The sequence below is a fragment of the Candidatus Cryptobacteroides sp. genome, from assembly GCF_056207615.1.
The window spans coordinates 1-13,822 of record NZ_JBAEER010000126.1 but is presented as its reverse complement, the minus strand read 5'-3'; the positions used below and the strand labels follow the sequence as shown (position 1 = coordinate 13,822).

Sequence of the window (13,822 nt, the reverse complement as noted above, 5' to 3'; positions counted from 1 at the left end):
CGATCCGACTTCGAGATGCCTCCGGGAAGAAAGCCCGTCAGGACCATGCACATATACGAGAACAAGAGGCTCGCCCTGCATAATTTCATGAAGCAGGAGATAGGCAAAGGCAGGCAGGTTTTCGTGGTCTACCCTCTCATCTTCGAGAGCGAAAAGATGGACTACAAGAACCTGGAACAGGGATTCGAGGACATCGTAAGTGCCTTCCCCTTCCCTGACTACAAGGTCGCGATCGTACACGGCAAGCAGACCAACGACGACAAGAACTTCAACATGAAGGCCTTCGCCGACGGCAAGGCGAACATACTCGTTGCGACCTCGGTGATCGAGGTAGGAGTCGACGTGCCAAATGCCAGCGTGATGGTGATCGAGAGTGCCGAGCGCTTCGGTCTCTCCCAGCTCCACCAGCTGCGCGGAAGGGTCGGTCGAGGCAGCGAGGAATCCTTCTGCATACTCATCACGGGCCAGAAGCTCAGCAAGGAGAGCCGCCACAGGATTGAACTCATGGTCCAGACCGAGAACGGCTTCGAGCTCGCGGAGGAGGACATGAAGATGAGAGGTCCCGGCGACATCGAGGGAACCCAGCAGAGCGGACTTCCGATCAAGCTCGCAATCGCTTCGCTCGCAAAGGACGGCATCCTGCTGTCCGATGCACGCTCCTATGCTGACCTCATACTCTCGAGAGATCCGAAGCTCGAGCATCCGGAGAACGCAATGCTGAACGCAGAGCTGCGCAAGGACAAATACACCGTAAAGGATTACAGCAACATAAGCTAGGACATGACTGGAGAACTTCTTCGAAAATATATCTGGCTGATCCAGACCTTCATCAGGGTCGGCGACAAGGGGCTCACGCTCGAAGAGCTGTTCGACAAATGGGAACAGCGCTGGGACACCCCGTACGTACGCAGCACCTTCAACCACCAGAGGGGCATGATCGAGGACATCTTCGGTATCAGGATCGAGTGCGACCGAAGCACCAACCGCTACTACATTCCGGGCGGTAAGGACATGGTCGAGCAGGATTCGGTGACCAGCTGGCTCATCGACACCTTCACCGTCAACAACCTGCTCCACCAGAGCAAGGACCTGCTGTCGGGACGCGTCGCGGTCGAGGAGGTCCCTTCGGGCCATGAATATCTGACCCACGTGATGAATGCGATGCAGGACAACATGGTCCTGAAGATCCGGTATCAGAAGTACAGCAGCGACGCCTCTTCCGAGCTCACCGTGTACCCGTACGCAGTGAAGGAGGTCGCGAGGCGCTGGTACCTCGTGGCATGGTGCGTCGAGAGGCAGGGAATGAGGGTGTACGGACTCGACAGGATCAAGTCCATGGAGGAGACCGGCGAAGAGTTCAGCATGCCTGCGAGATTCGACGTCGAAGAGCTCTTCGCCTCGAGCTACGGTGTCTACCTGAGCGAGGGCAAGAAGTCCGAGAAGGTCGTATTCAGGGCGGGAGTTCTCGAAGCGCGCTTCCTCAACGACCTCCCCCTGCACGGAAGTCAGGAAATTATCGATTCTGACGAAGAATACACTACCTTTGCAATCCGCGTCTGCCCCAACGAGAGTCTCGTGATGGACCTACTCGCAAGAGGCAACAGGATAGAGGTGCTCGCCCCGGAAAGCCTGAGGGAGCGCATGAAAGAGGAAATAAACAAACTTAGAAATCTATATGAGTAAAACCTTCAACTGGATCCTCGGCCTCTTGTGCACGGTGATCCTTACATTCGCGTTCTACACAATGTTGAAATTCCTGACAGAAAAGCCAGAGAGCAAAGCTCAGCAGGAGATCAGCGTCGCGGCACCTTTCACCGGTGACCACATGACCCCTGAGGTGCTCCTCTCGCTCGGTCGAATCACCGACGCCCAGCTCTCACCTGACGGCAAGACCATACTCTATGGCGTCAGCTACACCGCCATCGAGGAGAACCGTTCATGCCGCAACCTCTTCATCTGCGACACCGACGGCTCCAACCGCAGGCAGATAACCCATGAGGGCAAGTCTGTGAACAACGCACGCTGGCTCGACGACAAGACCATCGCTTACCTCCAGGGCGGTCAGATCTGGAAAGCCACCCTCAAGGGCGGCAAGCTCGTGAAGAAGACCCAGCTCAGCGACGTGCCTGCAGGAATCGGCGAGTTCAAGATCGCCCCTGACCAGGCAAACGTATACTACATCTCTACGATCAAGAATCAGAAGCTCTCCAGCCCGGCGGACGCAGGTCTCGACAAGGCTCAGGCTTATGCTACCGAGGACCTCATGTACCGTCACTGGGACCATTGGGTAACCGAGACTCCTCGCACCTATGTCGCTCCTTTCGGCGGCGCGAAGATCACTCCGGAGAACTCCTTCGACCTTCTCGGCGACGAGCCTTACGAGCTCCCTACCGAGCCTTTCGGCGGCGCTGAGCAGCTCGACTGGTCACCAAACGGACGCTATATCGCATATTCTTGCCGCAAGCACATGGGTAAGGAGTACGCATTCTCTACCAACTGCGGTATCTATGTATATGACATCGTAACCGGCGCGACCATCACCGTGAAGGGTGACGGCGGCTACGACACCGACCCTCTCTGGAGCCCTGACGGAAGCAAGCTCGCCTGGATCTCAATGCCTCGCGACGGCTATGAGGCCGACGCACAGAGGATACTCGTCTGCGACGTGAAATATTCTGCTGCCGAGGAAGGTCAGAGCGTGGGCATCTCGTTCGGAGAGACATGTGAGCTTGCAGCCGGCCTCGACCGCGACAAGTCCGGTCTCGTCTGGGATGCTGACAGCAAGAGCATGGTCTTCGCTGCCCTCGACAACGGCATCCAGAAGCTCTATCGCGTGACCCTCGAAGACAGCCTCCGCCAGCTCACCGCCGATGATGAGCCTTACGACTTCTTCAGTCCTTTCGCCATCTGCGGCAACACCCTCTACGCAAGCAACTACTGCCTCAACCGCCCAGTCGAGCTGATCAAGCTCACCCTCGGCGAGCAGGGCTATGCCCAGTGGAACGTACTCACCAAGGAGAACGACCATCTCCTCGGCAATCTCGAGGCTCCCAGGTCTGAGAGCGTATGGCTCGAGACCGTGGACGGCAAGCAGATGCAGTGCTGGGTACTCTACCCTCCCAAGTTCGACCCGAGCAAGCAGTACCCTGCAGTCGAGATCGTACTCGGCGGTCCTCAGGGCACCAACAGCCAGGATTGGAGCTACCGCTGGTGCTACAGGCTCATGGCAGAGAACGGCTACATCGTGATCATGCCTAACCGCCGCGGAACCACCGCGTTCGGCCAGGAATGGAAGGAAGAGATCAGCGGCGACTATGTAGGACTCAACATGCAGGACTACCTCACCGCAGGACGCTACATGAAGAGCCAGCCTTACGTGAGCAAGCTCGCGTGCGTGGGTGCATCTTATGGTGGATTCTCAGCATACATGCTCGAAGGCCTCCACGGAGACCTCTATGACTGTTTCGTATCCCATGCCGGTATCTTCAACGAGAAGCAGATGTGGTACACCACCGAGGAAATGTGGTTCGCAAACTTCGACAACGGCGGACTCAGCGAGTTTGCGTATACTCCTGGTCAGATGGGTGCCCAGGGCGACGGCGTGACCTTCGGTGGCCTCCAGCAGGCAGGTGCACCTTATTCTACCGCAGCCAAGACCGTGCGCCACTATGCTCATGATCCTGAGAGCATGGTACTCAACTGGCACACCCCTATCCTCTGCATCCACGGCATGATGGACTACCGCATTCCTTACGAGCAGGGCATGGCAGCATTCAACGCCGCACAGATGATGGGCGTTCCTAGCAGGCTCGTAATCTTCCCGGAGGAGAACCACTGGATCATCCAGCCACAGAACTCGCTCTACTGGCACAGAGAGCTCTTCGGATGGCTTGACAGATGGTGTAAGTAAAGTATAAGATTATCTGCGGGCGCGGCAGACGTCGCAAGTTCCGCAATCCTTTGAGTCGCTTTCTCCGAAATACCTGAGGAGGAAGCGACTTCTGCATTCGGTATCCTCTGAGGCATAGCCTATCATGGTCTCGGAGCGCTTGGAGAACGATTCCTTGAGCTTGCGGTAACGCTCCGGGCTGAGGCAGACGTTCTTCGGCTGGAGATGGTTGTGCTGGAGGAAGATGATGTCGGACACGGCAGCTGGCACGTATCTCACCACATGGTTGAGCGCGAGCCTGTACATCAGCTGGCGCAGCTGGGCGACGCTCATGTCCAGCTCATTTGCGATGAAATCCTCCTCTATCGGCACGGTGTAGGAGAAGACACCCGTATACCTGCGCATCAGCATCTCGAGGAACTCCTTCATTTTCGGGTCCTCGAGTTCCACCCCGTAGAGTTCCTGTCTCGACACGGCAATCTGTATCCTTGTCGGGATGTCGACCTTGTCCGCCATGGACCAATGTCCTTCCCTTTCGATGTATTTCAAGGCATGGAAGGCCTGGCTGCGGTTGAGCTTGTACTGGCTGCAGAAAGCCTCGAGGTCGAAGCGCAGTTCCCTGCCCATTCCGGTGTCGTATGGGATGCCGTACATGGCGTGGAGCTGGTGATAGACCTTCTCTATATATTCGAGTTCCGGGAACGATACCGTCCCGATCTGGTGCAGACGCTGGATGTCTGAAGTGTTCCACAGGAGCACGGCGAAGGAGCGCTTGCCGTCCCTTCCTGCGCGGCCTGCCTCCTGGAAATATGCCTCCGGGCTATCCGGGACGTCATAATGGATCACGAACCTCACGTCCGGCTTGTCGATTCCCATGCCGAATGCATTGGTACATACCATTACCCTCACGCTGCCCTCGAGCCACTCTTCCTGCCTCTTGGCACGCATCGAGGAGCTTAGTCCTGCATGGTAGAAGGAGGCTGACACGCCCTGCGCGATAAGGAACGCGGACAGTTCCTCGCAGCGCTTGCGGCTACGCACATATACGACGCCCGTTCCGGCGACGCCGTTGCACACCTCGAGCATCTTGCCGAGCTTGTCCTCGCAGTTCCTTACTATGTATGAGAGATTGTCCCTGGCGAAGCTTGTCTTCACAAGTACGAAGTTCCCCGGGGCCTTGCTTATTGTTTCCCCAGTCCGGGCAAATGCTTCGCTCTTATCTGTTGCGTCGGCGCCAATGCCGGCCTCGCTCCGCAGATGGCCCTGCGCAAGGCTCCGGGCCACCCTAGTCCGGGCAAATGCTTCGCTCGTGCCGGCATTGTCACCGACGGTGCCGGAGAGTCGGGACATGATATCGTACGCGACCTCCGGAGTGGCGGTAGCCGTGAGCGCGATCACCGGCGCGTCTGTCAGCTCGCGGAGCTTTCCTATGTTCAGGTAGTCCGGCCTGAAGTCATATCCCCACTGGGAGATGCAATGGGCCTCATCTACGACTATGTAGCTGATGTCCAACTGGTTCAAATAGCCCTGGAACAGTCGGGTCGAGAGCCTCTCCGGCGAGAGGTAGAGGAACTTGTATCCGCCGTATGCAGCGTTGTTCAGCGCCAGCTCCACTTCCCTGCGGGTCATACCCATGTGGATGCTCAGAGCGCGTATTCCGCGGGACTCGAGATTCCTCACCTGGTCCTTCATCAGCGAGATCAGCGGAGTCACGACTATCGCTATACCCTCGCTCATCAGGGCGGGCACCTGGAAGCACACGGATTTGCCTCCTCCGGTAGGCATCAGGGCAAGCACATCCTTACCTGAAAGCGCAGCATCTATGACCTCTTCCTGCACCGAGCGGAAAGAGTCATAGCCCCAATATTCCTTCAAAACTTCCCTAGGAGTCATAGTCCATGTTCCACGACACACAAAAGTACGAAAAACACACAATTATTAAAAATAAGTCGAGGCAAGTATTGTTAAAGTTTGCGATTATTTGTACATTTGCAACAATTTCGGTTTAGAACGAAACTCTTAAAATTCATATAAAAAAATTATGGCAAATCTTGATTTGACACAGTACGGTATCACTGGTTCAACAGTGATCGCACACAACCCTTCTTACGAAGTCCTCTACGCTGAGGAGACTAAGGCTGGCCTCGAGGGTTACGAGGTAGGTCAGAACACTGAGCTTGACGCTGTAAACGTCATGACTGGTATCTACACCGGCCGTTCTCCTAAGGACAAGTACATCGTTATGGACGAGAACTCTAAGGACACCGTTTGGTGGACTACCGAGGGCTACAAGAACGACAACCATCCAATGTCTGAGGACGTTTGGGCTAAGGTTAAGGATATCGCAAAGCAGGAGCTCTGCAACAAGAACCTCTACGTCGTTGACGCATTCTGCGGTGCAAACGCTGACACCCGTATGGCCGTTCGTTTCATCGTTGAGGTTGCATGGCAGGCACACTTCGTGACCAACATGTTCATCCAGCCTACCGCTGAGGAGCTTGCAAACTTCACTCCTGACTTCATCATCTACAACGCTTCTAAGGCAAAGGTTACCAACTACGCTGAGCTCGGCCTCAACTCTGAGACTTGCGTTGCTTTCAACGTAACTTCACGCGAGCAGGTCATCATCAACACCTGGTACGGTGGTGAGATGAAGAAGGGTATGTTCTCTATGATGAACTACTACCTTCCACTCAAGGGCATCGCTTCAATGCACTGCTCTGCAAACTGCGACATGAACGGTGAGAACACCGCTATCTTCTTCGGTCTCTCAGGTACTGGTAAGACTACCCTTTCTACCGACCCTAAGCGTCGCCTCATCGGTGATGACGAGCACGGTTGGGATGACAACGGCGTCTTCAACTTCGAGGGTGGCTGCTACGCTAAGGTTATCGGCCTCTCTAAGGAGCATGAGCCAGACATCTACGGTGCAATCAAGCGCAACGCTCTCCTCGAGAACGTAACCGTAGCTGCTGACGGCAAGATCGACTTCAACGACAAGTCAGTTACCGAGAACACTCGCGTATCTTACCCTATCAACCATATCAACAACATCCAGCCAGGTTCTTCAGCACCTGCTGCAAAGAATGTCATCTTCGTTTCAGCTGATGCATTCGGTGTTCTTCCTCCAGTTTCAATCCTTACTCCTGAGCAGACTCAGTACTACTTCCTCTCAGGTTTCACCGCTAAGCTTGCAGGTACTGAGCGCGGTATCACCGAGCCTACTCCTACCTTCTCTGCTTGCTTCGGCCAGGCATTCCTCGAGCTTCACCCTACCAAGTACGCTGAGGAGCTCGTAAAGAAGATGAACGTATCTGGTGCTAAGGCTTACCTCGTTAACACTGGTTGGAACGGTACTGGCAAGCGTATCAGCATTCCTGATACCCGTGGTATCATCGACGCTATCCTCGACGGTTCAATCCTCAAGGCTGAGACCAAGATGATCCCTATGTTCGACTTCGAGGTTCCTACCTCACTTCCTAACGTAAACCCTGCAATCCTCGACCCTCGCGACACCTACGCTGATCCAGCTATCTGGGAGGAGAAGGCAAAGGATCTCGCTGCTCGTTTCGTTAAGAACTTCGCTAAGTACACCACCAACGAGGCTGGTAAGGCCCTTGTTGCTGCTGGTCCTAAGTGCTAATTGGAACACAAGCGATAAACCAAGAAGCGGCGCCCTTCGGGACGCCGCTTCTTATTTTTATCACTTGATATTTTATTCTACGACCAGGGTCGCGGTGGCAACGATGTCCTTGTCCTTGCGGGAGCCGTTCTTGAGAGAGGCGACTACGGTGTAGCTTCCGGGCTGCACTGCCTTGAAGGTCATGAACACGTCATCAGCGGCGATGAGTTCCAAGCCGGACTCCTGGTCGATGGACTCGAGGACAAGCTCAACGTCCCTGTACTTGGGAAGTCTCTTGCCGTCGTCGATGCCGCCTATGACCTTTCGACTTACGACATCATACATCGCAAGCTTCACAGTAGCATCCACTGAGCAGCTACCTCCTCCGAGAGCCATGTCATTCATGGCGACGAATATGAGCTCCCATGGATGTATCTCGGTCTTACGTTCGTAGGTGTACTCGGGATGCCTGCGGTTTTGGGCAAGAACGGTGAGAGGTCTTGCCATGTGCTCCTCCTCAACTATGGCCTTGGTGTCTCGCGACGAGGCGACGAGCATGTCGTTCTCGAACCAGGCATTAGACTCGTCACTGAGAGACCACCGGTAGCTGATTCTCGGCACAAGGTCCTTGAACACATAGGTCTGGCCATCGTACAGAACCTCCGGAAGGTAGAATTCCGGTACGGGTTCGGCCATATCCACATAGGAACATGCCGAAACAGCCGCGAGAGCCAACATACCGAGCAATCTTGAAATCGATTTCATCTTTTCTACTTTAACATGAATTCCTGTGACGGGTAGTCACGAGGAAGCACACGGAGCACGATATCGTCACGTCCGATCTCCTTGAGAGCCGTCTTGGAGCAGTTGTACGCGAGTTTCTCCGTGTTATTGTTGTGGCTGCGGTGGCAGAGGAACACGTTCTTCAGACCATCGTGCGCTATCCTCTTGAGGGCAAGGGCACAGTCATCGTTGCTGAGATGGCCGCTGTCCTCGAGTATTCTCTTCTTCAGTTCCGGAGTATACGGTCCGGTCATGAGCTGGTCGATGTCGTAATTTGACTCTATGACGACAGTTGACGCGGTACGTGAAAGTTCGACAGCCTCGTCCGAAACCCTTCCGAGGTCAGTCATGATGACGAACCTATATCCTTCGAAGTCTATGGCATAGCCGACGGTCTGGTTGGCGTCGTGCTCCACCTCGAACGGGCGCACTTTGACTTCCGGAAGCACCTCGGTCCATTCTCCGAGTTCAGCGATCTTGCGGCATGAGCCGATATGGTCGCGCGTGAAGGTGTGTGCGCCGAGGGCGCCATGTATCATGGATGTGGTATAAACCGGCTTGAGGAGCTTCTTGCAGAAGGACCCAAGGTGGCGGATATGATCGAGATGGCAGTGCGTGATCAGCACCACCCCGAAAGAGTCGTAGCTCAGTCCCATGTCGCCCAGGTATTTCTTCAGGCGCCTGAGGCTCACTCCGGCATCAATTATCACTCCCTTCTTGCCATCACCCAGGTAATAGCAATTGCCACAACTACCACTGTGGAAACTCATGAATTTCAAGTTACCTATCATTCTCGTCTTCGCAATATTTCTTGATTACAGCATAGGACTCTGCCACGCCGAGCTCACCGGCGCGTGAAAGGTCGATGCAACCCTTCTCCTTGTCCTTGAGATAAATGAGCACGAGGCCTCGGTTATAGTAGGCATCACCCATGTACGGATAGATGCTGATGGCCTTCGTGTAGTTCTCGATGGAGGCAAGATGCTCCGACGAGAGACAATATAGGTTTCCTAGGTTAAAATATGTGTATGGTAAGCCGGGTGCCAGCTTGGCAGCCTCTTCCATATCGGCTATGGCCTCGGAGTAGTCGTACTGCTGGTACGAGACATCCCTGACCCTTGCCTTTGCATTGTGGGCGTCGTCCATGGTGAGAACCTGCACGCTGTTGTCCATGGACGAGATGAAGTCGATCATCTCGGCACGAAGCACGCCGCGGTTCATCATGTAGAAGCCCTTGTAATAGTTTTCATATCCGTCGGCCGCGTCCTGACCTTCGACTGCAGCGTCAATCGCCATGTCAAGGTAGTTCAGGGCCGAATTGTATCGTTTTCCTTCACCTTCATAGATAGACCGCAGGAAGGCGTTCCTTGCTGTTCCGCTGTCGTCATCGTAGAGTGTCTGCTCGAGCGCCGTGAGCTCTGCCGAATTCAGGCGCGCCGGCTTGTCCGTGATGGACACAGGAACCTGGGAAGTGCCTTCGAACCTTGTCAGGAGAGGATTCTCATACTTGCGTGAAAGCGCATACTGGGCCGCGTCCTTGTTCGGATCGATCACGTAGCGGTAGAGCGGACGGAGATGGATGTCGATATCCCTGTGCTGAAGCAGCTCGTCGTCGAAGTCCTTCTGCGCGAAATCCGCATCGAGAGCGAGCAGGGAGCTGTATTTCTTGGTCGTATCGGCGAATGACGCTTCACCGGAGCTGTTCTTTGCACGGTATTCGCGGACCTTGCGCTGAGCTATGTCGTAGTCTTCCTTCGAGGATTTCAGACGTCCCAGCTGCCGCTTCACATACGATCTGTTCATATATGCCTTCGCGAAGTCCGGATAGAGAGAAATCGCCATGTCATAGTCGTCCAATGCATCTTCCCAGCGTTCCATGTTTATGAACACGGACGCTCGGTTGAAGTACGCCAGCACGTTCTCCGGATTGATGTTCAGCACCCTGTCCAGATCTTCGAGCGCAGCCTCGTACTCACCCACCTGCGCGTTGATGAGTCCGCGGTTGTACAGTGACAGTGCGTTTCCCGGCTCATGCCGCAGCACGGTGTTCAGGTCGCTCATCGCTGACATATAGTCGTTACGCTCATACGCCATGATGGCCCTGTCGAAATAGGCCCTGGTGTTGGTCGTGTCGAGTTCGATCGCATGGTTCATGTCGGCGATGGCGTTGTCATAGTCACCCTGAGCAGCATAGACACGGCCCCTTCGCATGAATCCTTCCGGATCATAGCGGTCGATCTTGATGGCCTTGTTGTAATCGTTCACGGCCTTGAGGGTATCGCCGAGGAAGAGGTAGGATGCTCCCCTGTTCAGATATGCGGAAGGATCCTTAGGCTCCTTTCGGATATATTTGTCGAAATCCGAGATGGCCTTGTCGAACTGCTGAGAAAGGAAGTAGGTCACTCCCCTGGTGAAGTAAAGTCCCACATAGCCCGGCCTGAGCCTCACCGCAGTCTCGAGGTCTTCGAGTGCTTCCTCGTAGCGTCCGAATCGGCTGAGCGTGATCGCGCGATAGTGGTATCCGTTCGTGAACACAGGATTCAGTCTGACGGAAGTGTTGAAGTCAGCCTGCGCGCCACGGAGGTCGCCGAGGTCGTACTTTGCGATTCCGCGGAAGAAGAAGGTCCAGTAATCGGTGGAGTCAAGCTGGGTCAGGATGTTGAAGTTATCTATCGCCTGCGCATACTTTCCGTCTGCCAAGGCCTGACGTCCACGGATATAGAACACGTCGGTATCGTACTGGGCATGCGCGCCGAAGCTTGCACCCACCAGGAGCACAGCCGTCAGAAGCATTATTTTGAACTTGCGCAGCACTAAAAATTTCCTAATTGTCCTATTAATTCGTATTTTTGGCGGTCCAAAATCCGCAATTTGCAAATGTACAAAAAAATCCTCATACTACTTACCTTGATATCAGTAGATATCACCTGTATCGCGCAGGGGGTCGACAACATGGTCGGCGTCGGTGACCTTGAGGATCAGATCGGTTTCCTCACCTCCGAGATGTGCGAAGGCCGCGCACCGGGCAGCAAAGGAGCGAGCGTTGCGGCGTTCTGGGTTGTGGACCACTTCAAGAAAGCGAATCTCATGCCAGTAAGCGACACCTACTCGAAATCTTTCAGATTCGGGGAAGGTAAGGTCGGCCACAACATCATGGGCATGATTCCGGGATCGAAGAGGGTTCCGAGGGACACCTACATCATCGTCATGGCCCACTACGACCATCTCGGAATACTCCATGACCAGATATATCCGGGTGCTGACAGCAACGCGTCGGGAGTCGCCTCGCTTGTGAACATAGCCTCCATGTTCAACTACATGAAGACTCTCGGCAGGACCTACTCCAGCAACATACTCTTCGTGGCTCTGGATGCAAAGGAAGCCAGCATGGCAGGTGCCGAGGCCCTATACAGCCTCATCGGCAGCGCAAGACTGAAGGACCCGATCACGAAGAAGCTCATCAGCATCAACAAGATACGCATGGTCGTCGACATCGACCAGATCGGTTCGTCGCTTGCCCCTCTCCGTTCAGGAAGGGAGGATTTCATCATCATGCTCGGCAACGAGACCGTAGCCAAGAGCAAGCAGGTGACAGCCAACTTCGTCAACATGAACTATGGGACCAATCTCGATCTCGCCTTCGACTATTACGGCAGCGAAAGGTTCACGGAGATGTTCTACAGCAGAGTGACCGACCTCCGTCCTTTCGTACAGAAAAACATTCCTGCGGTCCTCTTCACCTCCGGCATAACCATGAAGACGAACAAGCCTGACGACACGGTCGAGACCCTCAAGCTCGACGTGCTGGCAAAGCGCATCATTTTCATGTTCCATTGGATTGAAAATATGCTCTAGATTCATTATCTTTGGAGGATTAAGATCCACCAAGATGAAAGAATTCTGGCAACTGCTCAAGCGATTCGTGGCTCCGTACAAGAGCTATCTCGCCGGTTCAGTGTTCCTCAACATATTCTCGGCAATTTTCAACGTATTCTCGTTCTCGCTGATAATCCCCATCCTGCAGATACTCTTCAAGATGGACACCACGGAGTACCAGATGCTCGCGTGGGACACTCCGGGTATGGGAATCAAGGAATTGGCCCTCAACAACTTCTATGCATTCGCGCAGCAGCTGATCGTCAGCTACGGCGGTTCCACCACCCTGCTCATACTCGGCCTTTTCCTCGGCATCACCACTGCCCTCAAGTGTGCATGCTACTTCGGTTCGTCCGCTGTGATGATTCCGCTCAGGACCGGTATCGTAAGAGATATCAGGACCCAGGTATACAACAAGCTCATGGGGCTTCCGATGGGATTTTATACCGATGAGAGGAAAGGAGACATCGTAGCCAGGATGAGCGGCGACGTGAACGAGGTGGAGTATTCGATCATGAGCTCGCTGGACATGCTCATCAAGAACCCTATCCTCATAATCATCTACTTCGCGACCCTCGTCACCCTGAGCTGGCAGCTCACCCTCTTCACGGTCACCGTGGTTCCGCTGCTCGCATGGGGAATGAGCGCGCTCGGCAAGACCCTCAAGAGGGATTCGCTCGCGTCCCAGGCCAAGTGGAGCGACATCATGACCCAGCTCGACGAGACCCTCGGTGGTCTGCGCATCATCAAGGCCTTCATCGCAGAGGACAAGATGTCGAAAAGGTTCGAGGACACCTGCAATGGCTTCAGGGACATCTACGGAAAGGTCCAGGTACGCCAGGTTTCGGCCCATCCGGTCAGCGAATTCCTCGGAACATGCATGATCATGCTGGTACTCTGGTTCGGCGGCACCCTCATCCTCAATGAGAAGACCATCATCGACGCTCCTACCTTCATATTCTACATGATCATACTCTACAGCGTGCTCCAGCCGCTCAAGGAGTTCTCCAGGGCAGGATACAACATCCCCAAGGGCCTCGCTTCGATGGAGCGTATCGACAAGATACTCCTCACGGAGAACAACATCAAGGAAGCTGCGGAACCCAAGGACCTCAGTTCGTTCGAGGACAGCATCGAGTTCAAGGGCGTAAGCTTCCGCTACAACGGAGGAGCCAAGGATGTGCTCAGCGACATTGACCTGAAGATAGGAAAGGGCAAGACCATAGCTCTCGTGGGACAGTCCGGCAGCGGAAAGTCCACCCTCGTGGACCTCATCCCGCGCTACCACGACGTGGTCGAAGGTTCTATCACCATCGACGGCAAGGATGTCAAGGACGTCAGGATCAAGGACCTCCGCTCCCTCATCGGAAACGTCAACCAGGAAGCGATACTCTTCAACGACACCATATTCAACAACATAGCCTTCGGAGTGGAAGGCGCAACGATGGAGCAGGTGGTGGCAGCGGCCAAGGTCGCAAATGCCCACGACTTCATCATGGAGAAGGAAAATGGTTACGAGACCATGATAGGCGACCGAGGAGGCAAGCTCTCCGGAGGCCAGAGGCAGAGGATCAGCATCGCCCGCGCCATTCTGAAGAACCCGCCTATCCTCATCCTTGACGAGGCGACCTCAGCACTTGACACCGAGTCCG

At 54.7% G+C, this 13,822-nt stretch carries 10 protein-coding genes; 6 read left to right on the top strand and 4 right to left on the bottom strand.

Annotated elements, in window-relative coordinates:
• The 3 genes from AC06ND_RS07490 to AC06ND_RS07480 all read left to right on the top strand — a co-directional run.
• On the top strand, positions 1–777 hold a 777-nt coding region (locus tag AC06ND_RS07490; protein ID WP_475678367.1), incomplete at its 5' end, for a helicase-related protein.
• A gap of 3 nt (positions 778–780) precedes the next feature.
• Complete coding sequence (locus AC06ND_RS07485; protein WP_475678366.1) at positions 781–1,683, top strand: helix-turn-helix transcriptional regulator; 903 nt, start codon at positions 781–783, stop codon at positions 1,681–1,683.
• Positions 1,676–3,910 carry a dipeptidyl-peptidase 5 gene (locus tag AC06ND_RS07480; RefSeq protein ID WP_475678365.1) on the top strand — a complete coding sequence of 745 codons (2,235 nt, stop codon included), beginning with the start codon at positions 1,676–1,678 and terminating at the stop codon, positions 3,908–3,910. Before AC06ND_RS07485 ends, AC06ND_RS07480 begins: the two co-directional genes overlap by 8 nt.
• A gap of 9 nt (positions 3,911–3,919) precedes the next feature.
• Here the strand turns inward: AC06ND_RS07480 and AC06ND_RS07475 are convergent, their stop codons facing one another.
• Complete coding sequence (locus AC06ND_RS07475; RefSeq protein WP_475678364.1) at positions 3,920–5,782, bottom strand: RecQ family ATP-dependent DNA helicase; 1,863 nt, start codon at positions 5,780–5,782, stop codon at positions 3,920–3,922.
• A gap of 148 nt (positions 5,783–5,930) precedes the next feature.
• On the opposite strand from AC06ND_RS07475, the gene pckA reads away from it, so the two are divergent.
• Positions 5,931–7,532 carry a phosphoenolpyruvate carboxykinase (ATP) gene (gene pckA, locus AC06ND_RS07470; RefSeq protein ID WP_475678363.1) on the top strand — a complete coding sequence of 534 codons (1,602 nt, stop codon included), beginning with the start codon at positions 5,931–5,933 and terminating at the stop codon, positions 7,530–7,532.
• A gap of 72 nt (positions 7,533–7,604) precedes the next feature.
• Here pckA and AC06ND_RS07465 read toward each other — a convergent pair whose 3' ends face one another.
• From AC06ND_RS07465 to AC06ND_RS07455, 3 genes are read right to left on the bottom strand one after another with little or no spacing between them, the layout of a single operon-like run.
• Positions 7,605–8,276, bottom strand: coding sequence for a hypothetical protein (locus AC06ND_RS07465; protein ID WP_475678362.1), 672 nt, complete (start codon positions 8,274–8,276; stop codon positions 7,605–7,607).
• Positions 8,277–8,281: 5 nt separating this feature from the next.
• Complete coding sequence (locus AC06ND_RS07460; protein WP_475678361.1) at positions 8,282–9,085, bottom strand: MBL fold metallo-hydrolase; 804 nt, start codon at positions 9,083–9,085, stop codon at positions 8,282–8,284.
• Entirely contained in the window at positions 9,075–11,087 is a 2,013-nt protein-coding gene (locus AC06ND_RS07455) for a tetratricopeptide repeat protein (RefSeq protein ID WP_475678360.1), read from the bottom strand. Before AC06ND_RS07455 ends, AC06ND_RS07460 begins: the two co-directional genes overlap by 11 nt.
• 84 nt (positions 11,088–11,171) lie before the next feature.
• On the opposite strand from AC06ND_RS07455, the gene AC06ND_RS07450 reads away from it, so the two are divergent.
• Positions 11,172–12,149: a M28 family peptidase gene (locus AC06ND_RS07450; protein ID WP_475678359.1), complete on the top strand. Its 978-nt coding sequence runs from the start codon at positions 11,172–11,174 to the stop codon at positions 12,147–12,149.
• A gap of 34 nt (positions 12,150–12,183) precedes the next feature.
• Positions 12,184–13,822: ABC transporter ATP-binding protein (locus AC06ND_RS07445; protein WP_475678358.1), on the top strand; the 1,639-nt coding region annotated here is incomplete at its 3' end.

Coding starts and splice junctions, on each gene's coding strand:
- AC06ND_RS07485 (WP_475678366.1), top strand. CDS start 781: ATGACTGGAGAACTTCTTCGAAAATATATCTGGCTGATCCAGACCTTC.
- AC06ND_RS07480 (WP_475678365.1), top strand. CDS start 1,676: ATGAGTAAAACCTTCAACTGGATCCTCGGCCTCTTGTGCACGGTGATC.
- AC06ND_RS07475 (WP_475678364.1), bottom strand. CDS start 5,782: ATGACTCCTAGGGAAGTTTTGAAGGAATATTGGGGCTATGACTCTTTC.
- pckA (WP_475678363.1), top strand. CDS start 5,931: ATGGCAAATCTTGATTTGACACAGTACGGTATCACTGGTTCAACAGTG.
- AC06ND_RS07465 (WP_475678362.1), bottom strand. CDS start 8,276: ATGAAATCGATTTCAAGATTGCTCGGTATGTTGGCTCTCGCGGCTGTT.
- AC06ND_RS07460 (WP_475678361.1), bottom strand. CDS start 9,085: ATGATAGGTAACTTGAAATTCATGAGTTTCCACAGTGGTAGTTGTGGC.
- AC06ND_RS07455 (WP_475678360.1), bottom strand. CDS start 11,087: ATGCTTCTGACGGCTGTGCTCCTGGTGGGTGCAAGCTTCGGCGCGCAT.
- AC06ND_RS07450 (WP_475678359.1), top strand. CDS start 11,172: ATGTACAAAAAAATCCTCATACTACTTACCTTGATATCAGTAGATATC.